General features: G+C 45.8%; 25 protein-coding genes. 17 read left to right on the top strand and 8 right to left on the bottom strand.

Annotated features, from left to right (window positions below; genetic code table 11):
• Positions 1 to 270 precede the first annotated feature (270 nt).
• The gene (locus NDI48_14890; GenBank protein MEP0832458.1) at positions 271 to 2136 is read left to right on the top strand and encodes an ATP-binding protein; all 1866 of its coding nucleotides are present in this window, start codon (positions 271 to 273) and stop codon (positions 2134 to 2136) included.
• A 193-nt stretch (positions 2137 to 2329) separates the two neighbouring features.
• On the opposite strand, the gene NDI48_14895 is transcribed toward NDI48_14890, so the two are convergent.
• Positions 2330 to 2722 carry a hypothetical protein gene (locus NDI48_14895; GenBank protein ID MEP0832459.1) on the bottom strand — a complete coding sequence of 131 codons (393 nt, stop codon included), beginning with the start codon at positions 2720 to 2722 and terminating at the stop codon, positions 2330 to 2332.
• A gap of 233 nt (positions 2723 to 2955) precedes the next feature.
• Between NDI48_14895 and NDI48_14900 the strand changes: the two genes are divergently transcribed.
• The 6 genes from NDI48_14900 (at position 2956) to ureA (ending at position 8426) form a co-directional block, all read left to right on the top strand.
• A complete protein-coding gene (locus NDI48_14900) occupies positions 2956 to 3228 on the top strand; it encodes a hypothetical protein (GenBank protein ID MEP0832460.1) in 273 nt (90 codons plus the stop codon).
• 162 nt (positions 3229 to 3390) lie between these two features.
• Positions 3391 to 5466, top strand: a complete 2076-nt coding sequence (locus NDI48_14905) for an NAD-binding protein (protein ID MEP0832461.1) — start codon at positions 3391 to 3393, stop codon at positions 5464 to 5466.
• A gap of 216 nt (positions 5467 to 5682) precedes the next feature.
• The gene (locus NDI48_14910) at positions 5683 to 6567 is read left to right on the top strand and encodes a hypothetical protein (protein MEP0832462.1); all 885 of its coding nucleotides are present in this window, start codon (positions 5683 to 5685) and stop codon (positions 6565 to 6567) included.
• 114 nt (positions 6568 to 6681) lie between these two features.
• On the top strand, positions 6682 to 7185 hold the full coding sequence (locus NDI48_14915) for a pentapeptide repeat-containing protein (GenBank protein ID MEP0832463.1): 504 nt from the start codon (positions 6682 to 6684) through the stop codon (positions 7183 to 7185).
• Between the two features lie 16 nt (positions 7186 to 7201).
• Positions 7202 to 8080, top strand: coding sequence for an urease accessory protein UreD (locus NDI48_14920; GenBank protein MEP0832464.1), 879 nt, complete (start codon positions 7202 to 7204; stop codon positions 8078 to 8080).
• A gap of 43 nt (positions 8081 to 8123) precedes the next feature.
• The gene (gene ureA, locus NDI48_14925) at positions 8124 to 8426 is read left to right on the top strand and encodes an urease subunit gamma (protein ID MEP0832465.1); all 303 of its coding nucleotides are present in this window, start codon (positions 8124 to 8126) and stop codon (positions 8424 to 8426) included.
• 3 nt (positions 8427 to 8429) lie between these two features.
• Here ureA and NDI48_14930 read toward each other — a convergent pair whose 3' ends face one another.
• Positions 8430 to 8783, bottom strand: coding sequence for a hypothetical protein (locus tag NDI48_14930; GenBank protein ID MEP0832466.1), 354 nt, complete (start codon positions 8781 to 8783; stop codon positions 8430 to 8432).
• A 251-nt stretch (positions 8784 to 9034) separates the two neighbouring features.
• Here NDI48_14930 and NDI48_14935 point away from each other — a divergent pair, with 251 nt between their 5' ends.
• Entirely contained in the window at positions 9035 to 9346 is a 312-nt protein-coding gene (locus NDI48_14935; GenBank protein ID MEP0832467.1) for an urease subunit beta, read from the top strand.
• A 14-nt stretch (positions 9347 to 9360) separates the two neighbouring features.
• On the opposite strand, the gene NDI48_14940 is transcribed toward NDI48_14935, so the two are convergent.
• Positions 9361 to 10053 carry a lecithin retinol acyltransferase family protein gene (locus NDI48_14940; GenBank protein MEP0832468.1) on the bottom strand — a complete coding sequence of 231 codons (693 nt, stop codon included), beginning with the start codon at positions 10051 to 10053 and terminating at the stop codon, positions 9361 to 9363.
• 200 nt (positions 10054 to 10253) lie between these two features.
• Here NDI48_14940 and NDI48_14945 point away from each other — a divergent pair, with 200 nt between their 5' ends.
• The 7 genes from NDI48_14945 to NDI48_14975 all read left to right on the top strand — a co-directional run bounded on the left by NDI48_14945 (position 10254) and on the right by NDI48_14975 (position 19410).
• Positions 10254 to 10625, top strand: coding sequence for a DUF1349 domain-containing protein (locus NDI48_14945; GenBank protein MEP0832469.1), 372 nt, complete (start codon positions 10254 to 10256; stop codon positions 10623 to 10625).
• Positions 10626 to 10720: 95 nt separating this feature from the next.
• Positions 10721 to 12463, top strand: coding sequence for an urease subunit alpha (gene ureC, locus NDI48_14950; protein MEP0832470.1), 1743 nt, complete (start codon positions 10721 to 10723; stop codon positions 12461 to 12463).
• 394 nt (positions 12464 to 12857) lie between these two features.
• Positions 12858 to 13526, top strand: coding sequence for a hypothetical protein (locus NDI48_14955; protein MEP0832471.1), 669 nt, complete (start codon positions 12858 to 12860; stop codon positions 13524 to 13526).
• A gap of 700 nt (positions 13527 to 14226) precedes the next feature.
• Positions 14227 to 15495, top strand: coding sequence for an ABC transporter substrate-binding protein (locus NDI48_14960; protein MEP0832472.1), 1269 nt, complete (start codon positions 14227 to 14229; stop codon positions 15493 to 15495).
• Positions 15496 to 15526: 31 nt separating this feature from the next.
• Positions 15527 to 16417, top strand: a complete 891-nt coding sequence (locus NDI48_14965) for a sugar ABC transporter permease (protein ID MEP0832473.1) — start codon at positions 15527 to 15529, stop codon at positions 16415 to 16417.
• A gap of 18 nt (positions 16418 to 16435) precedes the next feature.
• Complete coding sequence (locus tag NDI48_14970) at positions 16436 to 17263, top strand: carbohydrate ABC transporter permease (GenBank protein MEP0832474.1); 828 nt, start codon at positions 16436 to 16438, stop codon at positions 17261 to 17263.
• Between the two features lie 455 nt (positions 17264 to 17718).
• The gene (locus NDI48_14975) at positions 17719 to 19410 is read left to right on the top strand and encodes a mechanosensitive ion channel (GenBank protein MEP0832475.1); all 1692 of its coding nucleotides are present in this window, start codon (positions 17719 to 17721) and stop codon (positions 19408 to 19410) included.
• Between the two features lie 122 nt (positions 19411 to 19532).
• On the opposite strand, the gene NDI48_14980 is transcribed toward NDI48_14975, so the two are convergent.
• Entirely contained in the window at positions 19533 to 20585 is a 1053-nt protein-coding gene (locus NDI48_14980) for an LCP family protein (protein MEP0832476.1), read from the bottom strand.
• A gap of 519 nt (positions 20586 to 21104) precedes the next feature.
• Here NDI48_14980 and NDI48_14985 point away from each other — a divergent pair.
• Complete coding sequence (locus NDI48_14985) at positions 21105 to 21368, top strand: hypothetical protein (GenBank protein ID MEP0832477.1); 264 nt, start codon at positions 21105 to 21107, stop codon at positions 21366 to 21368.
• 117 nt (positions 21369 to 21485) lie between these two features.
• Here NDI48_14985 and thrB read toward each other — a convergent pair whose 3' ends face one another.
• Together thrB and NDI48_14995 are read right to left on the bottom strand one after the other, a co-directional pair.
• Positions 21486 to 22436 (bottom strand): homoserine kinase, encoded by a 951-nt coding sequence (gene thrB, locus NDI48_14990; GenBank protein ID MEP0832478.1) that lies wholly within the window; start codon positions 22434 to 22436, stop codon positions 21486 to 21488.
• A 58-nt stretch (positions 22437 to 22494) separates the two neighbouring features.
• Positions 22495 to 23757, bottom strand: coding sequence for a sodium:proton antiporter (locus NDI48_14995; GenBank protein MEP0832479.1), 1263 nt, complete (start codon positions 23755 to 23757; stop codon positions 22495 to 22497).
• 270 nt (positions 23758 to 24027) lie between these two features.
• On the opposite strand from NDI48_14995, the gene NDI48_15000 reads away from it, so the two are divergent.
• On the top strand, positions 24028 to 24396 hold the full coding sequence (locus NDI48_15000; protein ID MEP0832480.1) for a hypothetical protein: 369 nt from the start codon (positions 24028 to 24030) through the stop codon (positions 24394 to 24396).
• Between the two features lie 101 nt (positions 24397 to 24497).
• Here the strand turns inward: NDI48_15000 and NDI48_15005 are convergent, their stop codons facing one another.
• Positions 24498 to 24833, bottom strand: coding sequence for a DUF2973 domain-containing protein (locus NDI48_15005; protein MEP0832481.1), 336 nt, complete (start codon positions 24831 to 24833; stop codon positions 24498 to 24500).
• Between the two features lie 131 nt (positions 24834 to 24964).
• Complete coding sequence (locus NDI48_15010; GenBank protein ID MEP0832482.1) at positions 24965 to 25318, bottom strand: DUF2605 domain-containing protein; 354 nt, start codon at positions 25316 to 25318, stop codon at positions 24965 to 24967.
• Positions 25319 to 25391 lie beyond the last annotated feature (73 nt).

A 25391-nucleotide genomic window follows, 5' to 3' on the forward strand; every position in this document is an offset into this window, starting at 1 on the left:
AAATCCGCCTGGAGTTTAAACTCTGGCGTCCTATGAGCAAGTCCACGTTAGTGGACTGAAGTCCTTGTGTATTCAGCCGAGGTAACAGTATCTTTACATTTGCCTAGTGCTAGATGTTAGTTTAAGCAGTAAACCATGCTGTTGGGTGGCGCTCGTCAATAACCCGGTAGGTATACTCATACTTGACAGGGCTTAGAAACAAGCGGGTTTCTCAAGCAAGAGTTGAGGACGCTAGGGGCAGAAATCCCATCAGTGCCTCGCCAGTTCAAGATGCAAACCTCAACAAGTTTTTCCAGCAAGGTTTTCCTGGTTGGTGTTTGGCATCGGGTAATACAAATGAACCTATTGGATTTACTGTCTTTTATGCACTACTCAGATTCTGGTATCTACCCAGCTCACAAAGGTAAGGCGTTTGAAGCGAATTCAAGATTGAGGTTTTATATTATAGCAAAAACTGGAATCTGGTTCACTCACATCACTCGTCATTGGAGTATTCACAAAAAAATTGGTTCCGGGTATATCTTATCTATTGGTATCGCCATTCTGGGAACCGGAGTGGGGCTAATGGTGGGTGAGCATTATGATGACAAAGGTATAGAGCAATTTAGAATCGCCCAGCAACGATATACGCGAATCGATCATTTAGAAAAAGCGGTTTGGCACGTAAAGTTTAATCAGCAACAACTGATTATTGCTTCTCAAAGAAATGCCCTTAAACCCCAAGAAATTAAGCAATTAAAAGCGAGTATTGCTGAAGCAAATGCACAACTTTTTTTACTTAAAGATAATTTAAAAGATTATCATGTTCTTCCGGAAGACTATGCAACAGACCTAAAAACATTTTTGCAGGTTTGTGGTCGGGAAGTAGATTCGTATACTCAGCTTTTGGAGTCACTCTTAGAAAAAGTAACTATCCCTAAGCCAACGCAGCAAGATATTGCAGCTAGAGATCAGATTTTACAGGAGATTATCAATGGGAAGCAAGGTGCAAGGGTTGAACAACTCTCTCAAACTTTAGAGGCTCTCGTTGATTCTACAGATGTTCAAGAAAAGAAAGCCGGAGCTACTTTTAGAAGAGCTAAGCTTTTACGATTGACCATTATTATTGTGAGCATGGTGCTATCCATGGCGATCGCTATGGCTTTAGCTCTTTATACCAGTCGTGCGATCGCTCGTCCTATCAAAGCCGTCACGAAGGTTGCTAAGCAAGCCACTCAAGAGAGTAATTTTGAGTTACAAGCCCCTGTTACTAGCGACGATGAAATTGGAGTCTTAGCCACTTCTCTCAACCAACTGATTCAGCAGGTAGCCACACAAATTCGGGAGTTGAAGCAAGCGCAAGCCCAACTGATTCAGGGAGAAAAAATGTCCAGTTTGGGGCAGATGGTTGCCGGAATTGCCCATGAAATCAACAACCCCGTTAACTTTATTTACGCAAACCTTAACTACGCCAACGACTATACCCAAGAGTTACTCGAAATTCTACAATTGTATCAGCAGTACTATCCCCAACCGGTGCCTGAAATTAAAAACAGGATAGAAGATGTTGAAATTGATTTTATTGGGGAAGATTTGCCCAAAATTATTTCATCCATGCACACAGGAGCGGAACGCATCCGACAGATTATTCTATCGTTGCGTAACTTTTGCCACCTAGACGAAGCTGAGATGAAATCGGTGCAGATTAACGAAGGTATTAACAATACTTTGTTGCTTTTAAACCACCGATTGAATCCGGGCATTAAAGTCATCCATCAGTATGAAAAATTACCCTTGGTTGAGTGCTATCCAGCTCAACTTAATCAAGTCTTTTGGCATATCATTAGTAATGCTATTGACGAACTGCTTTCTCAGCATCAATTATCCTGCGAACCACAGATTTTGATTCAGACCAAACTTGTCAATGACAAGCAACTAGAGGTGAGAATCCGGGATAATGGAAAGGGAATTAGTCCAAAAATTAAAGAAAAAATATTTGACCCGTTTTTCACCACTAAACCTGTGGGGGAAGGAACGGGAATGGGGCTGGCAATTTGCTACCAGATTGTGGAGAAACATCAAGGTAAAATCCAGGTGATTTCGCAGTTGGGCCAAGGAACAGAATTTGTGGTAACTTTGCCTATACAACATCATTAAAGGATGAAGTAGGAAATAGCAGTTGGAAAGAGCGTTAAATTCTTCCGAAGCTAATACCACCTAATCTAGTTTTGCTGCTTTAGTAAGAAGTAGAGATACCATTCTACGGGCAAAACCGATGGGGAATTAGAAACCCCATCTGCCTAGGCGGTGGGGTCGTTCCTTAACGACTTCAACATCAGCGATATCAACACTACAGATCATCAACCGATGTTGACATTGAACGCTGAAAGCTATTGCGCCATTCATCGTTTAGCTGATCAGGCTCTATCTCTGGTAATGAAGGTGGTGAAGCCACAGGCGGATTACCCGCAATCAGCGGTTGTTCGAGGGAGAGATTGGTTGGGGCAGAACGTATACTGTTGAGCCAGTTATCTCTATTCTTTGGTGTTACTGTATCCGGGACACTGCGCCCCTTATCGAGCAACTGACTCAGATGGTGCAGCCCTTCACACAATTTATGTAAGTGAGCCGCTCTGTAATCGGCCGCTTGCCAATCTCCTGCTTCGAGGGCTTCAGCATATCCCTTTTGTAAAGCTCGGATCAGCCTCAGTTGGGTTTCAATGATTGGATAGTTAATTGCCATTTGTCTTGGTGTTGTTCAATCTGAACTGGTATCTACCCCTGATGCCTCTCCTGGTTTCTTCCGTTCTCAACCTATTCTGGCTCAGGCATCAGGGCGTTGCACACTAATACAACTTACTGACTCAGGGCGAATGCTCTGGAAAATTTGTTCTTTCCGTAAATATACGGTTACATAGCGAGAGCCTGCCCCTTTATAATCCCTTCAGTTCCGCCGTTATTTCAGGAGCTAGGGCGATGTACGACAGTGATTTAGTGCAGGTGAATGAGCGTCACAACAGTGTAGAGCCTGTGTGGCAACAGGTTAAAACCCTATCTAAAGAGGAAAAAGCTGAAATCGTCCAGAGGCTGTTGGGTCAAGAATCCGGTTTGGTGTTGGTGTCTACAAACAGCCACCTCGTCGATTATATCATTGCACAGATGAGCCTTTTGTCTCATGAGGGATTGGCTTACATTTTAAGAGCGATCGCGTCTCGAATGGCAGCGGATGCTCATCGTTCTAACAGTTGACGGAGATACTCCATCGGTTCAGGACTCAATGGTAAATTAGTGTAAGTCCGACGAGCCGCCCGCTCTACCCCAACTCTCCATCCACATTCCCCAAAAATAGCCCTGAAAGCTAGGTTTTGTACCACACCCTCGCCTATAATCGAAGCTAAATTAGCTTGACAAATGGCGGGAAAAATGCAAACGGCTGCGAATTCCCAGCAGCGACCCCATGCCTCTCCAATTAAACTAAACCGTTTTTTGGTCTGTGGGCTAGGCAGTTTGGGTCAGCAATGTGTTGTCGCGCTTAAGGGATTTGGGGTGAGTATCATTGCCATTGAGGAAGTGCAGCCCAAAACCTGGGAGATTCCTGATATACCCAACTTATTAGAAGATTTAATCATCGGCGATTGCCGCCAAGAGAGTGTTTTAAAACAGGCCAAGATACAGCAGTGTCGGGCTGTCCTCCTGGTTACCAGTAGCGAACGCATCAATACAGAAGCCGCCTTTACCGCACGGCTATTGAATCCCCACACGCGCTTAGTGGTGCGTTCCGCCAAAGAAAATCTCAATGAACTGTTGAGTCAACACTTGGGGAATTTTGTGTCCTTCGAGCCGACTCAGCTCCCTGTGACAGCGTTTGCCCTGGCGGCGATGGGCACCATGACCTTGGGATTTTTCAACCTAGAAGGACATCAACTGCGGGTGGTGAAGCGTCACATCCAACCGGGCGACCCGTTTGGCAGACGGTTGATCCATGATCTCAACAGTACCACGCGTCGGGTTTTAAGCCACACACCCAACTCATCCAGAGTGGTGACAGGATTTCATCAGTGGGAACCGAATGCTCGCGTGCAAGGAGGAGACACCCTTGTCTACGTTGAGGTTACCGAAGAATCTTTGAGCCGTTCTGAGAAACCCGTCACGGAGACGAAGCGAGAACGGAGGCTCATTTGGCAAGACATTGTGCAAAGTTGCAATTGGCGCAATCTCAAACGCAGGCTTCATCAATTCTGGCAATCCACCTATCAGCGTCAGGTGCAGCGCGTAGCAATTGTCAGTGGGATTAGCGTGCTGATTCTATGGCTGTTGGGAACACTTTTGTATCTATTAAATTATCCCAAGATGAGCATAGCAAACGCCTTTTACACAACGGCAATCCTACTATTGGGAGGATTTGGAGATTTATATGGCGGATTCGACCTCCAGATTCCGGTTCCTTGGTGGTTGCAGTTGGTCAGTCTGGGACTCGGTTTGGCAGGCACCGCTTTTGTGGGAGTGTTGTATGCACTGCTCACGGAAATGCTCTTAAGTGCTAGATTCCAGTTTTCACAGCGCCGTCCACCCGTGCCGCAACAAGACCATGTGGTGGTGATTGGATTAGGTCGCGTCGGTCAGGGAGTGGCAGCCATGTTGCAAGAATTTAAGCAATCGGTGGTGGGGATTACCAATACCGAGCTTGACCCCAACATTTTACCGGAACTCCCCGTAATTACGCGAAATTTTGCCGAAGCTTTGAAGATGGCAAATCTACCTACGGCAAAAAGCGTTTTGGTGGCAACGGATGATGAGATGCTGAATCTAGAAGTTGGGCTGATGGCACATGCAGCGAATCCGGCAGGGGGTTTAGTCATCCGAACTTTTGAGGAAGGATTGAGTAAGAATTTGGCACAGTTGTTGCCCGATGCCCAAGTTTTGTGTGCTTATGCATTGGCAGCAGAAGCGTTTGCGGGGGCGGCGTTTGGGGAAAATATTGATAACCTGTTTCGCCTAGATGACCAAACCATTCTGGTGACGGAGTACAAAATTGAAAGGGGTGATACACTCAATGGGTTGCTGTTGGCAGAGGTAGCCTATGGCTACGGTGTGGTGCCGGTGCTTTACCAAAGAGGGGAAGACACACCTACGTTTATGCCATCGGATGATATCCGTTTAACGATTGGCGATCGCATGGTGGTTTTAGCCACCAGTATGGGTTTACGACGTGTTGAAGAAGGGTTCAAGAGCATTCTGCCCAAACGCTGGCGAGTATTGGTAGAGAAAGCGATGAACCCAGAGGCGATTTTTGAGGGGGCAAATGCGATCGCCCGAATTTCCGCTTGTGACCTCAGCACCGCTAGATCTTTGATGCACAATTTACCAGGGGTATTGGAAGCCCCTTTATATAAACACCAAGCCCAACGCCTGGTGCGATCGCTCAAGCAGGCTCAGGTGAGATCTCGCCTGATTCCAATTACTGAACAACTGATAACTGATAGCTGATATAGCAAAAAGCACCGGATCAAAGCGTGAGGAGGCAGAAGCCAGAAGGTTTATTCCTGGTACGTGGTTGTTTGAGCCGTTAAATCTGTCCTAACCTGGATGGCGACAGCTATAACTGCTGACTGCTCACTGTTCACTGCTTGAACCCTCCCCAAAGCCGCAAGGAGGACGCTAAATTTGTAATGCTCAACTCGCCAACTCCAGGTAAATAAGCTGATGCAGAAATGGATTCCCCAAGTTATCACAATTCTGGGAGTAACCCTTGCTTTGAGTGCCTTGCCTCCCGTCGCTAAGGCTCAACTCTCACAAACAGTGCAGGTACAATCTCAACCTTCTATTAATAACACAACTGCCCCTGAAGCAAATAGCCAGCTAAGTAATCAACCCGATTTAGCCCTTTTAGCCAAAACAGTTGCCAATTTTGTTAAAAGCGAGCGCTATCAAACGGAGTCTGAACTGCAATTAACAGCTAAATCATCGGGTACAACAGTCACGGTTCCTGTACAAATCAAAACACTTGCTCAATCTCCACAGCAGTTTCGTTCAGAAATTACTTTTGGGACACCAGGCAGTTCTGACAGAAGACAATATATTGTCGTCTCTAATGGCAAACAGGTGTGGATTTATCGCCCTGATTTAAAGCAATATGCTGTCAGCGATTACGCCAGTTTTAATAAGTCGAATGATTCATTTTTAATCGGGATGTCCTCTTCTTTATTTTTAGAAATGGCACCGGAATTTGCATCAATGAAGGGACAAGGTTCAAATTCAGAACAGAATATTCGCGAAGCTTTGGTAGAAATGCTGAGTTCTGAAGAAGCTGCTATTAAGGGTGGTGTACGCACTCTTGAAGGACGAGACTACTATGTTTACGAGTACACAGATCCCAAAAAAGAATATACAATCAACGCTCTGGTTGCACCTGAGCAGGCTACTGTGGAGCAGATACAAATGATTACCCAATCAGAAGATGTAGATGTCGTGATCAACGAAAAAATTTTGCGTCGAGTTGAGAATCCTGTGATCGCATCTGATACCTTCAACTTTTCACCACCTCAAGGCGCTAAACAGGTGAAATCCATTTCTCTGGAAGCGTTTTAAGCGGATGTGCATTTAAATTGGCGATGAGGTTACTCATCCTGGAATTAAGGTAAGCTAAGAAGCTGAAGATTCCTGAAGAATCGTTAAAAAAGTCAAGCAATCGCTAAAATTCAGATGATCATGAGGTACTTTCAGCCATTAGCGGCATTCCTGTTGGCAGTCATTCTGCTGTTCTTCCCTTTATCGGCACAAGCCGCCAGTTCTTCTTCAATTTCTCGCTCCGTTGGCAAGGGGGAACTCACGGGCAAGGATTTCTCCAGTCAAAGCTTGATTGGGCAAGAGTTTACCAGCGTCAATCTGGAGCAAACCAACTTTAATAATGCAGATTTACGGAATGTGGTGTTTAGCAGTTCAACCCTAAAGCAGGCTTCTCTGCATGGGGCAGATTTTACCAGTGGAATTGCTTATTTGTCTGACTTCACAGGAGCCGATTTGAGCGATGCGGTTTTGACAGAAGCAATTATGCTACGTTCTCGCTTTGATGAGGCAGACATTACTGGGGCTGACTTCACAGATGCCGTTTTAGATGGTGTTCAGATCAAAAAACTCTGCGCTAGGGCAACCGGTGTCAATTCCAAAACAAGTGTGGCGACTCGTGAGTCTTTAGGATGTAGATAAGTTAGAGCTGAAGCTGATGAGGGGAGAAGGGGAAGTGTGTTTATCAGGGTGGCATGGCAGCTTGCAGCTAGTCTATGCCCATGATGACAACGGCACTCAGTTGACTCACGCCCAAGGGCAAGCACCGTTGAAGGTGCAGCGATCGTTTTATCCAGAGGGTTCAGCGGTTTGTCATAGTGTGGTGTTGCATACGGCTGGGGGAATGGTAGGAGGCGATCGCCTCTCCCAAACCATCCACCTCTCTCCCCACGCCCATGCCTTAATTACAACCGCTGCGGCGAGTAAAATCTATGGCAGTCAAGGGAAGTCTCCTGCCTGTCCCCAAGGACAACAAGCCAGACAAACGATCCAGATTCACATCGATCAAGCTGCTTGTTTAGAGTGGTTACCTCAGGAAACCATTGTGTTCAATGGTGCCATTTATCAGCAAGATTTGCGGGTAGAATTAGCACCGGGAGCCAGTTGGCTGGGATGGGAGATTACACGCTTTGGGCGCAGTGCCAGGGGGGAACGGTTCTTGCAGGGAGAATGGCGATCGCATACTGAAATCTGGCAGCAAGGACGCCCTTTGTGGATTGATCGGCAATGGCTACCTGCGGGAGAACACATCCTGAATAGTCCTCATGGTTTAGCCGGAAAACCAATTGTGGCAAGTCTGGCTTGGGTGGGGCAAGCGGTTTCTCCAGAGATTGTCGAGAAAGCAAGATTAATTTGGGAAACACAGGAACGTCAAGGAGAAGCCGGTGTGACTCAGCTCATGTCAGGATTATTGTGCCGATATCGGGGTTCTTCGACCTCAGAGGTGAGAAACTGGTTTACGGATGTTTGGCAACTACTTCGCCTGTCTTTTTTAGGACGTCCTAGTTGTCCACCACGAGTCTGGCAAAAGAGTTGAACGTTCAAACTTTTAACTTTTAACCTTAAAACCTTCAATCCCTATGCAACTGACGCCACAAGAAAAAGATAAATTACTCATTTTCACCGCCGCCCTCCTAGCAGAACGACGCAAAAACAGAGGCTTAAAACTCAACTATCCAGAAGCCATTGCCTACATTTCTGCGGCAATTTTAGAAGGCGCGAGGGATGGACGTACTGTTGCGGATTTAATGAGTTATGGAACCACCTTACTGACACGGGATGAGGTGATGGAAGGTGTGCCAGACATGGTGCATGAAGTCCAGGTGGAAGCGACATTTCCGGATGGCACCAAACTGGTGACAGTGCATGACCCGATTCGTTAGATATTATCCATATAACTTTACAGTTAGCATAATTCGTAAGACTAACTGCTCTACTTCTTGTAGTCGCCTACATCGGTCGATAATTTGATGAAGTCGTTCGATCAGAGCGTCAATCTCTTGTATCTGTGCTTGAGATTTTGCCTCCTGCTCTCTGAGAGCCTCCAGGCTGTTGATACAATCCGCCACAGAGTGCTGAAAGGCTTGGATTTCATCAATTGAGAGATTTTCCGGTTTTTCCAAACATTCATCAATCGTATGTAAGAGTCTTTCCAGGTCGCAGGGTCTGTATTTTCTTCCGTTAAGGACTAAATATCTAACGACAGCTAAATTACCGACTAGGCTTTTGAGAATATCCATTGCAATAAAACTTAATGAAGCTGTATACAATTACTAACATATGTTTGAATACTCAATCAGTAGCTAGAAAATAAAGATTGTGTAAATTAAGAGATAAATCCCTAGTGGCCTAACTTGAAGGTGATTGGACAATCTGAAAATTGGCACAACACACTCTTGTTGCTCGGAGTCTTCAGTGAGTTCTGTGATTGAGCAAAAAACTCACCCCTCAAATCGGATGGTGAGAGTAACTTTGTTGAGACGGAAATAGCATGATTCCTGGAGAAATCATCACCCAAAAGGGAGACATTGAACTCAATGCAGGGCGTCCCACCGTGCAATTGCAGGTGGCGAATACAGGCGATCGCCCTATTCAAGTGGGTTCTCATTTTCATTTTTACGAAGCCAATGAAGCACTAAACTTTGACCGAGAACAAGCCAAAGGAATGCGGTTAGACATTCCCGCCGGAACAGCCGTCCGCTTTGAACCGGGAGATGAACGGGACGTGACGTTAGTACCGTTTACGGGGATGCGTCAAGTTTACGGCTTCAACGGCAGAATTAATGGTCGGCTGGATACTTAAGCCTGAAAAAGAATTTAGAGAATCTGTTGCAAAGCCGTCTGATTACGGATGAGCGTTTCCGTCATCGTTGCGAGTTTGTCCAGCTTCGCTTGATCTTCAGTCGCCCGTTTTTTGTAGAAAAGTTTCTTTTTCAAAGCCTCACGCGCCAAGTCTTCCCTGCCTTGTTTCAGTGCTTGCTGGGCGACTCGCTGCCAAGCGTCAATTTCTTGAACAGCTTGCTTATACTCCGGTTGGATATTATCCCAAGTTCCCTTAATCGTGGCTAAAGCTTCATGGAGCGATCGCAGCGCTTCACCCCGATCAGAGTGTTTGAGCGCGAGGAAAATAGGGGCAGACAAACTATCAGTATCAAGGTTTGCAATTACGGGAATAAAGTTTTTCACCTGACGACTTTCGCTCACACCCGTCTTACACCAAGTGGCAAAGTGTTCGCAGTTATTAAATAGCAGATTGTAGTTCTTTTCACCTAATCGACTTTCTGCGCGTTGAACTACCACATCTGGGATAAAACAGGTTCGATAGTTCCTCACATACACCTTAGATTTGGAGTGATTCATAAAGGTAGCAAAAGACGTGCGCTCAATCGTCTCCGTTCGCTTGCGTTGGTGAATCACGGTGCCATCGCCACAGTCAATGCCATGATGCTCGTAGACACCTTCAAGGCTGAGAAACTCTTGCATTAAGTAAATTTGATCGCCTCGCGCCATGGTTGCCTCAACCTCTGCTATTGATTCGTTGTTTAACAGACTCTATTTTCTGCTATCTAAACAGTTGAACAAAAAATTAATAATTATTATTTCTATTTTTTGCTAAAAGATGGACAGGATTAGAACGTTTTAATTTAAAACTGAGAAACAAAGATTTTTAGGATAGTTCTTTAAAAAGAATTTTAAAAGTTGAGGTAAAGGTGAGTGGCGACTATCAGGAGTTGTACGATCAGGCGGGAATCATGGTGCGTTTGGATGAAGCCAATTGGTTAAAGTGTGGTATTGAATATGTGAATGGTGTACAACAAGTCAGTGCTGTAGTAACTAGAGATTACTCGGATTGGTCTGTCTTACCAGTACCCCACCATCCCACTTCTCTTTGGCTGCGTGTTACTCGACGGGGTACGGCGATAGAGGTGCAATACTCCCTAGATGGGCAGCAGTATACTATGCTGCGTCTGGCTTATCTCACCCCGGTTGAGACTGTGAAGGTGGGGGTCATGTGTGCCTCTCCGGATGGGAATGGTTTCTCGATGACGTTTGAGGGATTTGAAATTGTATCCCTAAATTAGGGATTAGGAAGCGTCGGGCGTCGGAGGAGAAGAATTTTTATTCTTTTGTGGCGATCGCGTCTAATCTAAAATCCAAATGGGTGTGAGGGGGATTTATGAGTTACAGAATGGATCGCCGCGCTTATGCGGAAACATTTGGGCCAACGGTAGGCGATCGCATCCGTCTGGCGGATACGGAACTGTTCATCGAAGTGGAACGGGACTACACCACCTACGGCGATGAGGTGAAGTTTGGCGGCGGTAAGGTAATTCGGGATGGTATGGGACAATCCCCGATATCCAACGCCGATGGTGCCGTTGATCTGGTGATTACTAATGCCCTGATTCTCGACTGGTGGGGCATCGTTAAGGCAGATATTGGGATTAAAGACGGCAAGATTTTCAAAATTGGCAAAGCGGGAAATCCCTATATTCAGGACAACGTTGATATCATTATTGGCCCTGGTACGGAAGCGGTGGCGGGGGAAGGGATGATTCTTACGGCTGGGGGAATTGATGCCCACATTCACTTTATTTGCCCCCAGCAAATTGAAGTGGCGATCGCATCCGGTATCACCACAATGATAGGCGGTGGGACTGGCCCTGCCACCGGCACCAATGCCACCACCTGCACCCCTGGTCCCTGGAATATGTATCGAATGCTACAAGCGGCTGATGCGTTTCCCGTGAATCTCGGTTTTTTGGGTAAGGGTAATAGTAGCCAACCTCAAGCCTTGGAGGAACAAGTCAGGGCGGGGGCGATGGGGTTGAAGCTACACGAAGACTGGGGAACGACGCCAGCCGCGATTGATACTTGTCTGACGGTGGCGGATCAATATGATGTGCAGGTGGCAATTCACACCGACACCCTCAACGAAGCGGGGTTTGTCGAAGCGACGATCGCTGCTTTCAAAAACCGTGTGATCCATACCTACCATACAGAAGGTGCAGGCGGGGGTCACGCGCCAGACATTATCAAAGTATGCGGGGAAGCGAATGTATTGCCGTCTTCCACCAACCCGACTCGCCCCTACACCCTCAACACCCTAGAAGAGCACCTGGATATGTTGATGGTGTGTCACCACTTAGATCGGGGAATTCCAGAGGATGTGGCGTTTGCAGAATCGAGAATTCGGCGGGAAACGATTGCGGCGGAAGATATTCTGCATGATTTGGGCGCATTTAGTATGATTTCGTCGGATTCCCAGGCAATGGGACGAGTGGGCGAGGTGATTATTCGCACTTGGCAGACGGCGCACAAGATGAAGGTGCAACGGGGGAACCTAACTCCCCTTAAAACGGGGGACAGGGGGGGTCTAGAGGGGCAGGAGGAGAGGTCAGACAACTTCCGGACGAAGCGGTACATTGCTAAGTACACGATTAATCCGGCGATCGCACACGGTATTGCTGAGTATGTGGGTTCAGTGGAAGAAGGCAAGTTAGCGGATTTATGTTTGTGGCGTCCGGCGTTTTTTGGGGTGAAACCGGAGATTGTGATTAAAGGTGGTGCGATCGCGTGGGCGCAAATGGGCGATGCGAATGCGAGTATTCCCACACCTCAACCTGTGCACATGCGCCCGATGTTTGGTAGTTTTGGCGGTGCGATCGCAGCAACATCTCTTACCTTTGTTTCTCAAGCAGCATTAGAACAGGGAATTCCTCAACAACTTGGATTGCAAAAATCAGCAGTGGCGGTGTCTAATACGCGGCAGTTGAGTAAACGAGATATGAAGCTGAATGATGCCTTGCCTCAGATGGAAGTAGACCCGGAAACTTACGAAGTTAGGGCGGATGGGGAATTACTCACCTGCGAACCCGCGACGGTTTTACCCATGGCGCAGCGATATTTTTTGTTTTAGTTCATGTGATTGAGGATTACTCGCTAGTTTCAAGATTGATTCTAGCTTTGAGCTGAATTTACACGGTTTAATTTTCGCGGTAGAAAAGTTTGGGTCAGTGAGTTAAATCACCCAATTGGGTCACTCAATCGGATGAAGTACCTCTGCCCTATATCCAGTTATCTTAAAAATAACTTCGACCCGAAAGGAACCTTTTTGTCTCCTCTAAGTCAATCAGTGTGAACACTTCTATCAAGTTGCGGTTTATCGGCAATTCTCACCAATTAGTAATTGGCGATCGCTGACCTTACCCAACCTCATTTTCCCTTACGCCTTGTCCAATATTCATGACCCAAGTGACTCTGAAAGGATGTCATTGGGTATCCCCTTTTGCTTGAGTTAGAGAGAATTTCCCATGTTAAATCTTAAGTCTTGGAAAACTGGAACGGCTGCTTTCTTGGCACTATCTATTAGTAGCAGTGCTGTTGCCCCCTTGATCACAACAGCACCTGCTTTTGCTCAGACTCGTTATCCTGGCTCAGAATCTTATAATCGATTCGTTCCCTCTGGCACTGCCATTAAAGTTGAATACGACAAAGACAAAGTTCTGCTCATGCCGGATGAAAAGGTGCCATTGACGTTAACAGTGGCACAGGATGTTATAAGCAATGACCGCAGAGTTTTGATTCCTAGAGGGAGTGAGATTAAGGGCGAACTCAGACCGGCCTCTCGCGGTACCCAGTTTGTGGGTAAAGAGCTGACGCTGTATCGCGATTTGGGTAACACGCAAGTCAGACCTTACTACATTAATGCCACTTCCAATGTGGTGACAAGAATGGAGGAAGTGAAAAAGGGAGCCAACACCACTTCGATTTTGACCGGTACGGCCATTGGTGCGGGTGCTGCGGCGGCACTGGCGGGTCTCACAGGAAATCGCTCGATTTCAGCTTTAGAAGTTCTAGGTGGTGCCGGTTTAGGTAGTATCGGCGGGTGGTTGTTAAACCGGAAAGCTGTCAAGATGGTTGCTGTTTATCCAGAACAAGACTTGGCGGTGAAATTAAGGTCTGATCTGGCTCTGCGTTAAAGCATGTCTCTGGTTTGGGTGAAGTATTTGCTCTAAACATTTGGGCTTAATTCATACATCCCACTGCAAATACTTTGCCCGTGATTCAGTTAGTTTTCCAGGCTCATCTTCTACAACCTTAAAGCTGTAAAAAAAAGTTCATAATTAGCACCTTGTCAAAAATCTTGCTACTATAGTATTGGAATCGCAAAAGTTCTCTATAAGAGATTCAGATTCAGTGGCAACGCCTCTAAATCAAAGGCAACGCCAAACCCCTATAATCGGAAAATTTTGCTCTCAGAGAACTGTAGTAAACCTTGCGAAACCTGTCCACTTAGTTTGGTTGTAGAGGAGACCTTGGAAAATTTAATAGTTGACTTGTAACGGGCTAAATCTGCGATGATGTAGCCCGTTTATTGATCAGAGGTGGATGGCGAAGTTAAGGGCGATCGCCAAGTCTTAAATTAAATTAACTGATATGAAGGTATATGACCGCATCCGAGCTGACAAACATAATTACTAAGAAAAAGGCTAAACTGTTCACTATGAACTAATAAGCCAATGTAATAGGTTTTACTCTTCATATACGTTTCTTTTTGTAAATATTTTTAAAAAAGTTGAATTTTTCTGCTTGAGATAGAGTCCACAGCATGGGCTAATACTAAGCAGAAAATTTGACGTGCCCATAAACTAGGGATTCATCTCGTATTCGCTACCGTTGATGAAGATCAAACGCCTGAAAAAAACCCTCTCATTTTGGGTTTTCTTACTCTTTTGCCTCATCACCTTAACGAGCTGTGGATTGAGGGATGCACAGGAACGTATCACTGTAACGTTAAGTGGTTGGCAAAGCAACCCCAACGAAAAACAGTTACTAGAGAATGTTTTAAATCAATTTGAAATTCAGCATCCCAATATTAAGGTCAAGCATGAAACGATTAATGACCAATATATGGATGTAATTAAAACTCGATTAATTGGTGACGCGGCACCTGATGTTTTTTATCTAGATGCGTTTGAAGCTCCCTTATTAATGAAATATGGGGTTCTTGAGCCGCTCAACTCTTATATTAATCCAGAGTTTAATCTCAATGACTTCGAGCCTAGCTTACTAAAAGCTTTTCAGCTAGAAGATCGAATTTATGGCTTGCCTAAAGATTTCTCCACTCTGGCTTTATTTTATAACAAGAAAGCCTTCCAAGCCGCAGGAGTAAACCAGGCTCCTCAAACCTGGAATGAGTTACGTGATGATGCCCAAAAACTGACTGTCGATCAAAATCAAGATGGTAGAAAAGAACAATACGGGTTTGGCATTGCTCCCGAACTTTCGCGTCAATACTTTATGATGACTGCCTTTGGCGGTCAGTTAATTGATCGACAAGAAAATGCAGCATTTTTTACATCAGAGAATTTAAAAGGTCTGCAATTAATCATTGAGCAGTACCGTAAAGAGCAGTCTTCCGCTCAACCTTCAGATGTGGGTGCTAGCACAGGAAGTGAAATGTTTGGTCAGGGCAAAGCCGCAATGGTGATTGAAGGAACTTGGGCAATTCCTTACTTACAAGAAACATTTTCCCACCTAGAATTTGCCACCGCTGAAGTTCCCACAGTTAACGGCAAAAAAGGAACAATGGCGTATACAGTGGCGTATGTTATGAATAAAAAAGCCAAACATAAAGAGGCCGCTTGGAAACTCATTGCTTATTTAACGAATCAAGAAGGTATGAAAGCTTGGGCAAAAGAAGGACTTGCCCTACCAGCACGTAAATCTGTTTTAGAAGAACTTAGATATCTTAATAATCCTCTCTATGCCCCCTTTGCAAGAGGTGCTGATTATGCAACCATTTGGCAAGCGGGAGAGACATTACCTACCCTTTTAACTCACTTTAATAATCAGTTTATTAGTGCTTTGATTGGTGAACAATCATTACGACAGGCGATGAAAAAAGCGCAACAATCCGCGAATAAAGAAATTCAAGCAGCTAGATAATGTAAGTGCCTAACGTACAGGAGAGCCGCTCATGAAGGGGGTTTGGAAGAAGCAGGGTGTCAGAGAAGCGATCGCAGGCTACTCCTTTATGGCTCCAACGATTATCGTAATGGGTATTTTCGTGATTTTACCCATTACTTATGCCTTGTTTTTGGCCTTTAACAAAGTTCGTATATTAGGAGATTTTAGTTACCGTTTTATTGGCTTAAAAAACTTCATTCGCATGGCCTCAGATGAGCGGGTTTGGATTGCGTTAAAAAATACGGCTGAATATGTAGCTATTGTTGTTCCTATCCAAACCATTTTAGCTCTTATTTTAGCCTTAATTCTTAATTATCCTATCAAAGGCAAGAATTTTTTCCGGATTATCTTCTTTCTTCCTACGGTTACTTCGTCAGCCGTTTTAACTTTGATTTTTATGTGGATTTATAACTCTAATGGCTTACTCAATAACCTGCTTGCCTTTTTCCATCTACCGACTTACAACTGGATAGGCGACCCATCTGTTGCCCTAAAATCCATCATGTTAATGAATATTTGGTCAACGGCACCTTTTTATATGGTGATTTACTTAGCCGCCTTGCAAGATATCCCAGAGTCCCTTTATGAAGCAGCAACCCTTGATGGAGCAAACCGATTTGATCAGTTTGTTTCAATTACACTGCCCTTACTTCGACCTGTAACATTTTTTATTGTTGTGATGGGTGTGATCGGAACCTTTCAATTGTTTGACCAATCTTACATTTTCTCCGCTGGATCGGGGGGGCCGAATAACTCAACGTTAACGGTTGTACTTCTAATCTATCAATATGCTTTTAAGAGCTTGGATATGGGTTATGCCGCGGCCCTAGCTTTAATGCTAGCAGGTGTGATTATGCTCGTAACCCTGATTCAGCGTTATTTCTTTAAAGAAGAGAACTAAATCAGGGAGTCTAATCGAATGAAAATTTTTAACCGGGTCAGAGGATTGCTTTATGCCGGACTAATTTTGTACGCTGTTATTACCTTTTTACCTTTTGCCTGGGCACTCTCTGCTTCGTTCAAACCGCTGTCAGAAATCATGGCTGGCGGTAGTCAGTTTATTCCTCATCATTTTACTTGGGATAATTATAGAACTATCTTTTTTAAAGAGCCGTTATTCGGGCGCTGGTTAATTAATAGTATTATTGTTGCCGCTTTTATTACAGGATTTAATCTATTATTTAACTCCATGGCGGGCTATGCCTTGGCACGGATACGTTTTCCAGGGAATAGTTTTCTATTTTTTTTGATTCTGGCGGTTTTAATGGTTCCGGGTCAAATTACGTTGATTCCTAGCTATCTGATTCTGAAAAATTTGGGATGGCTCAATTCTTACCAAGGCTTAATTATTCCTAATGTTGTCAATGCTACCTTTATCTTTATGATGAGGCAATTTTTTATTAATTTCCCTAAAGAGTTGGAAGAAGCAGCCGCCCTAGATGGATTAAATCGCTGGGAAACTTTCTTATCCATTGTTTTGCCTTTAGCCAAACCCGCTTTAGCTGCACAAGCCATTTTTATTTTTATGGGGGCTTGGAATAATTTTTTAATGCCATTAATTATTTTATCTGACCCAGAAATGTTCTCTCTTCCTTTGGGATTGAACACATTTAAGGGTCAATATATTAGTTATTGGAACTATATTATGGCAGCTTCGATGGTTCTGACGCTGCCTGCATTAGTCATTTATGCATTTTTTAATCGCTATTTTATCCAAGGAGTTACCTTTACAGGAAGTAAAGAGTAGAGATAAGTCAGTGGGCATGATTAAATATTACTTTTAACAGGCTCAAGGTTGTATAAGCCGTTTAAATAAATTGTAAAACTCTTCCTTCTCTTTCTCTGTGTCCTCTGCGTCTCTGTGGTTTATTACTCTTCACCAAACCATTAGAAACCCTGTATAGATTCAGCGTTTAGTCCTTAGACCCCCGTGAACGCTTAAAGAAACTTTACGATCGTGGGGGTTTGGTATAGGATCAAGCTGCACAAGAGTAAAGCTCATTCTAATAGCTGAGGTATCAAGGTAAAGAATCTGCAAAAATTGACCGAACAAAATCCCATTATTAAGAGGCCGTTGAGTTGAACCCCATGCCTAACTCTCCAATTTGATGTTGAGGAATCGCTAATTGCATTCTGGTTCAACAGAGTCTCGTTAAGATTCTACGATTGATGTTCGACATTTAACTTTCACGTTTCTAATTTATGAATCGCTTCTTACGCTTCCCGTCTCTAGTCACTCTAGTTGCCCGGATTGCTGCGGTGGCGATTGCCATCGGGTGTCTACTACTGATCGTCCCTGTTTTAGCTCAAGCTCAGGATCAAGAACCTCCTGCCGCTGCCATTGTTCTAGATGGACGGCGACTTTTGGAAGTGAGTCAATCTGGGCGATATAGCGCCCAAGAACGAGCCGATGATGCCAATCGCGTCCTCCAGCAGAAGGTTAAAAATGCTGAACCGGCAGTCCCGGTGACGATCAATGAAAGTCAAAATTTACCGATTATTAAAATCGATGGCGCTCACTTGCTGACGGTTACCCCTGAAGATGCGCCCCCTGGACGTTCAGCCAAGGAGCAAGCTGCCATTTGGGCGGAGCACTTAGAGCAGGCGATTAAGGAAGCACAAGAACAACGGAGTCCTGCCTATATCCGGACTGCCATCTTGCTTTCAGTGGGGTCAATTTTCTTCGCGATCGCTTGCAGTTATGCCTTGGGTTGGATTTGGCATCGTTGGCTACAGCCAAGGCTTCCTACGGAGATGACCAATTCACAAGATACTCATCCGCGCCTCAATGCAGAGCTTGGCGTGCAAATTATCCTCGCTGGCATCCGGCTGGCTCTGTTGGTCTTTACAGTTCTTTACATCACGGATTTATTTCCCCACACGCGGGACTTGAGCCGCAAGATTACCCAGACCCTGGTTGGAAGTTTAGTCTCGAAGCTGATTCCTCTAGGCAACACATCCTATTCAGTTTTAGATGTATTCATTCTGGTTGGGCTATTTACAGGTGTCGTGCTGGTGGCGGGAACGACCAAAAAGCTACTGCGAACGCGTGTCTTACGGTTTACGGGTTTAAATCGTTCCGCTCAAGAAACCGTCGCCCAAGTCGTCACCTATGGTCTGATTTTCCTCGGCACGATTGTTGTGCTGCAACTATGGGGACTGGACTTAAGTTCTCTCACCATCGTGGCTAGCGTCGTGGGTGTGGGGATTGGCTTGGGATTGCAGGGAATTGCCAAGGAATTTATCAGTGGGTTAGTACTGATTTTTGAGCGTCCCATTCGAGTGGGAGACTTTGTCAATGTGGGCGAATTGATGGGAACGGTGGAACGCATCAGCGTTCGCAGCACTGAACTTCGGACTCTCGATGAACTCTCGATCATCATTCCCAATTCCCGCTTTCTCGAAGCCGAAGTCGTCAACTGGACTCATCACAGTCCTGTATCGCGGTTAAAAGTACCCGTGGGTGTCGCTTATGGCTCGAACCTCACTGTAGTCCGCAGCGCTCTGATTGATGCCGCAAAAGAACATGCGGATGTGCTCGCTGAACCCCTTCCCAGAGTTTTCTTTAAGGGATTTGGTGATAACTCCCTGAATTTTGAGTTGTTAATTTGGATTGCCGAACCCCGTCAGCAGTTCCGGATTAAGAGTGACATCTACTTTCGCATTGAGGCGATTCTGCGCCATCGCAACGTGGAAATGCCCTTTCCTCAGCGAGATTTACATGTCCGTTCTGGCAGCTTGCCGTTAGAAGTCCCTCCCCAAGTAGCAGAATCCTTCGCCCTGCTCTCTCAGAATTTGGCTAAGTGGCTGGAATATCAGTCAACGATGGGAAGTCGGGACAATCATAACCATAACGGTACACCGGATACAGAACAGTTTCGCAACCGTCGGTAGCTGTTTATCCTCAAAGAAGCAAGCACAGCTATCTAGCGCTGACCCTTGCGCTGAGGATCGCTATTAGGGCAATGGGTAAAACTATGGCACGAACGTTCGTCGTGGCTTTGCTACCTTTACTCTTAACTTTGATCAAAATATTGTGACATCATCTCGTGAATGCGACTGTAATCAGGTAGCCAATAACTGATATGATTCCGCCCCACGCTATTAGCCTCACCGGGTACAGTTAACATTTGTACGTTTGAGCGGTCTATTTTTACGGAAAAACCCACCAGCGCCAGTAATTCCTCAACGCTTAAATTGCTGTCTAAATTCGATTGAACCACCGAGAGGATTTGGGGAAATCGCGTCACCGTTGTAGGATTGAGCGCCTGTTCCATCAACGCACCCATCACCATATGCTGTCTCTCAATCCGGCCAATATCTCCCAACCCGTCATGACGAAAGCGCAGCAATTGTAGGGTCTGATCTCCATTCAGGTGCTGTCTTCCTTTCTTCAGGTTGATATACAGGTGCTGAGAGTCGTCTTTGTACTTCATGTCCTTCGGCACATCAACCGTAACGCCCCCCAGTGCATCTAACAGTTTTTGCACACCCTCAACGTTCACGCGCAGATAGCGGTCAATCTGGACGCCATCGAGCAACTGACTCACTAATTTAGCGCTAGCGGCTGGGCCACCGTTAATATTGGACGCATTAATCTTAATCACACCCACCCCATCCATCTCCACACGGGTATCGCGAGGAATTGAAAGAACTGTCATTTTTTCAGTTTTGGGGTCAAACCGGACTAAAAGCATCACATCCGACAACCCGTCGAAAGAGTTAACCTGCGCTTGATAACTCAGATTTTGGACATCTGGAGGAGGATTGCGAACATCGGTTGTCAGAACGCTCATTCCCATCACTAAAACATTGACGGGTCGGGTCAACTCTGGCAATCGTAGATTGCTACGGGTAAGGCTGCCACTTTTACTAAAAATTGCCGCTTCGTCTCGAGTCAAATGCCTTTGCAGCAAAGGTGTGAAGGAAAAGGACACGGCTAACATGGCACCGACTGTCGCCGACAGCATCGCCACTCCACTTAAGCCACATCCGAGCCAGAACCAATTTCGTGAATGAGGGGCTGTTGACACTTTAGAGCTTTTATGGTCAATTTTCTGACTGGTCACTGATTTCCTTTCACAAAAACGAGCGGTTGGGTCTTAATCCTGTACTCCCTGAGTTGGGATAGGGATGCTGACGAATGTTGATGCAGTATGAGTGAGGACGCGACAAGCGTCCTAGTTCACTATTCCATGGCTCCGATAGCTGAGCAGGAAGCAATAGCAGTTCTCTGGTGAGAAAGATGTAATCGTTAGGCTTTGGACGAAATTAGCCTCAGACATTGCACTGATTAATCTTTAGAGGCCGATTGACGCGATCAATTATGACCCTGACCCATCGCATTTATACAATACCAGCCCCAACTTCTGTAAAGTTATTAAACATTTTCTTGCCCCACAAAAGTAAATTTTGTAGTGTTAGATACAGAAATAATATTATCTCTTCTTTTTTTACAGGGCACTTGCCTTAGCCCAGCAAGACGTGACAGCCAGATTGCCCTAGACTTTGTCTCCTCGCTGGCTCGCTGACGTTGCGCTCACGGACAAAGCTGCCCGCCCTAGCAGAAGATAATTTAAGGAAAAAAAATGATGAAGCTCGATTTTTATCAACCCGGAGTGACACTACCGCAGCGCTTGCCTTTACAGCGTTGGTCTAGCAAGCCTGAAGTGAACACCGTGAAGTCAGAATGCTCGTCTTCCACTTGGGTAAAACTTCAAGAATGCCCTAGTCCCTATAGCCATGACGAAGCGTTGTTATTGTGCCAGCACTCAGACAGCGAATGGATGGCTTGGGTTCCAGGCTACGGCGAAATAGTCCTCCATCGGTCTCAATTTAGTGAAATTGAATGAAGTGGCTGTGAGTGAGTCTAAGTGTGAAAACGGTCTTGTGCCACAGACAAGACCGTTCTTTGTGGAGTTAGCGCCCAGAATTGGAGCAAAAGCTTAAAGTTGTTGGGCCAGGTGAAATTAAGCATTGGTGATAATTCTTACACCTTGGGTGTCCAGCGAGAGCGATCGCACTTGGGCGGCAATTCCCTCTTCCTTCCAAGCCGCTGCCATAGCGGTGGCAACCGTTGGGGCAGATTCGATATCGACGACAGCCAAGAGGGTAGGGCCGGCACCACTAATCACCATGCCATAAGCCCCAGCGGCTAAAGCGGCATACTGGACGGCATCATAGCCGGGAATTAACGCTTTACGATAAGGTTGATGGATGCGATCGTGAAGAGCCACTTGCAACCAATCGCCTCGCCCCGTCTCCAATCCCCGCAGCAGTAAACCCAGATGCGCTGTATTAAAAATCGCATCGGCACGGCTGTAATCGGATGGCAATACCCGACGCGCCTGTGCCGTAGAGAGTTCAAAATCTGGAATCGCCACCACCGGCACCAGATTGGAGTGCCAGGGAATGTCACAAATCTCCCATTCCTTCATCGCTTCTTTCCCCTCAGCGGCAAGACAGCATCCTCCGAGGAAGGCAGGGACGGCATTATCTGGGTGTCCTTCCATGGCGATCGCTAATTGCATCACTTCCATTTGTTCCAGAGGTTCCCCAGCCAGTTGGTTAGCCGCGACTAACCCCGCCACAATTGCCGTGGCTGAACTTCCCAATCCCCGCGCCAGTGGAACACCCAGCTCAATTTCGATGGTTACAGGTGGGGGGGTTTGACCCAAGTGCTGATAAAACTGGATCAATGATTGGTAAACCAGGTTATTCTCATCCGTAATGACTCGCTCTTGCTCAGCACCTGTAACGGTAATTCGAGGTGTTGCACCACTCACTTCACCGCCTGCATCGAGGCGGGTGAATTTGAATTGGTTATACAGTGTCAATGCTGCCCCAATACAGTCAAATCCTGGCCCCAGGTTAGAGGTTGTGGCGGGAACGGTAACGGAGACAGAAGAGACAAGGGACATAATGGATTCCAATACCTAGGAGTGAGTCAACAATCCCTGAGAATACCATTATGTGGAGTTAAAGTTGATCAGGAGGAGAGTCTGGACTCACATCTTGGCTAGTGCCCTTGATGTGGCGTTCGTACCAATTGATCAAAGGTGTGGCACTAATACCATGCAAAATTACGGAAATGACGATGGTAATGTAAGTAATCCAAGCAATCCGTTCTCCCAGTTCTCCTTCTAAACCTTTACCAAATACATAGGTCAAATAATACAGAGAACCGACGCCACGAATTCCAAACCATCCAAATAGCCAACGGGTTGGGGGTGGGATGCGACTGCCCAGCATACTAATCCACACACCCACGGGTCGAATCACAAACAGTACTAAGCCAGCCACTAATAGGGCTTCACCCGCATACTTAATCATAGGGGCAATCAGCAGCAGAGAACCCAAAATCAAAATGGTTCCTACCTCTAATAGCTTTTCAACTCGCTCCGTAAATTCCAATTGAGCAATGCGCTTTTTGGGGTTGTGGTAATAACTCGCTTGAACAGTTACTCCGGCTACAAAAACGGCCAGAAATCCATAACCGTTGACTAATTCGGTTAAGGAGTAAGTGAGCAAAATCGTACTGAGGGCAACAAAATCCTCCATCAAATTATCAACTTCTCGGAAGCGTTGGACTTGTTGGTCAATCCAGACAACCGCTTTGGCCACTAGAATTCCCATTACAATACCCGCTGCGATCGCCCAAACCAAATCAATCGCTACCCATTGTTTAAACCAATTGTCCCAGTTGCTATCTTTGAGCCAAAAAACCCCAAAATAGACAAAGGGGAACGCCAACGCATCATTTAAACCCCCTTCCGAAGTCAGCCCAAATCGCAATTCATCTTTATCTTCCACATTGGCAAGCTGTACTTCGGAAGCTAAAACCGGGTCAGTGGGTGCTAGAATCGCTCCCAGCAAAACGGCAGCTCCCCAGTCGAAACCCAACACCCAATGACAGATGGCAGCAAGGGCGAAAATCGAAATCGGCATCAAAAACCCAATCAGCCGCGCTGTAGTCTGCCATGCCCAGAATTTTAGGGGGCGATTCATCTTGAGACCACAGCCAAAGACTGAGATAATCACCACTAATTCTGTCAGACGTTCCAAAAATTCAGCATCAGGGCGTAATTGAATCAGTTTAACGCCGTAGGGGCCGAGGCTAATTCCAACTACCAAGTAGATTAGAGCATAGGACAAAGGTAAACGAGAAATCCAACCAGAGCCTAAAGTGACCCCAAGCAAGAGTAGGCCAATAACCAGCAAATCAAGAATATAAATATTCACAAGTTTGAGATGGGAAATTCAGGGGCCGCAGGGCTGATTGCCTAGGCGCTGATGGGCATTCCCTCGTGAGCTTATCGACTGGGCTGATGACTCTACATCAGCTTACAGTTAGATTTCTTAACAAGGCGTTTTGGTATAAGCGGCAACTTTTTGCTAATGCAGTCGTTTGGACGGTAGGACGAACTGACGGTAATACTTAAATAGTGTATTTCTCTTCCTCAAAACTAAGTTAGCGGCTGCTAGCTTAGAACCATTTCGTGGAGATGCTGAATGTGGGTCGTTAATGTTATTTTAATTTTTACGGCGATCGCTGTTATGGGTTGGCTGCTTTGGAGTTATGGCGGGGAACTGATTAAAGCCCTAGGTATTTTCTTCACGGGAGGCCAATCTGTCCTGTTTGCCCTGGGCGTTCTCCTGGTTGAAGCGGTCAAAGCTGCGGTTATTTCCGCTGTGGTTGGTGCGGCGTTTTATGGAATTTTTTATGTAGCTCGTGCTCCACAAGCTACTACGAAATCAGCAGCAATCAGCGTTGCGGTTTTGGCCTTTGCCTTGCTCATGCTCAAAGCTTTGTGGGAAAACTTGAATAACTTGCGTTGGAGTATCCGCAACGAAATTCGCAATCGCTATCGCAAACGGTAATTTAATTCTTAAAAAGTTTGGAGGTATTCCCTGTTGATTGACGATAGCCCCGTCCTCATTTCAGCCCCAGTCAGCAAGCTCAGGGCGGGGCGGCTGTTCATTCAACCTTCTTCCTGTCTCTCGGTCGGGGTTCCTGGAGACGAATTAAATAAAGCATCTAAGCGTTCACGGGCGTCGTCAACCGACATGGAACGCATCACCAGCAGAGGTTCATTGATGGGATTGCCGGTTTCATCTAATAGTTCCGGATGTGGCACACTCTTATATCGAGAACGAGAAGCCATGAGGGGCGATTGACCCCAATCTGTAGATGACCCTCCTGGAGGTGAATAACGGCGTTGGGAATCCATACTCACGGTGAATAGGCTGCGAAGTAAATTCCCAATCGCCAAAAACGCTATAACTGTAAAGGCTACAAGATAAAGCAGGTGTAACATAGTTTTGTCCTCCAAACTAAATAGTTTTCCTGTAAAGCTCTTGACTAGATAGTGGATAAGAAATGATTTTTTTAATCAGTAGTTAGTTCAGCTTATCACTGGTCAGCTAGATTTTTGCTCAATCCTGGGGATCAAGGTTGGCTCTCATCTGCAATATCCTTGGGGGCTGGGGTGAGGCGGCTAGCGCGCCACTGCGTTCCCACTTGCCAGCACTCACTCACCAACCGATGCCAGGGTAGCAGTGTCGCCGTTTCAATGCCCACTTGACCATCGGTAGCTTGAAAGAGCATCTGAGCTGTACTCACCTCCTGCTGAGCTGTTCTGACTCGTGTCAGCAGATCGGCTTGTTGCTCCTCACTCAAAAAGGGCAAATCTTCAGTTTCTAATAACGAGCGCGATCGCGAAAACCAATATTGGAAATCTTCTAATAGAGGCTGCAATACCGACTTCAGTAATTCCTGTTCGGATGGCTGAGATTGATGCATAAATTTAACAAAGTTTTTCATGTAAATCTTATCTTAACGCTCTTTACATTTCTTCACAACTTAAGACAGATTC

This window comes from Microcoleus sp. AS-A8 (genome assembly GCA_039962225.1).
In the GTDB taxonomy this organism is placed as follows: Bacteria; Cyanobacteriota; Cyanobacteriia; order Cyanobacteriales; family Coleofasciculaceae; genus Allocoleopsis.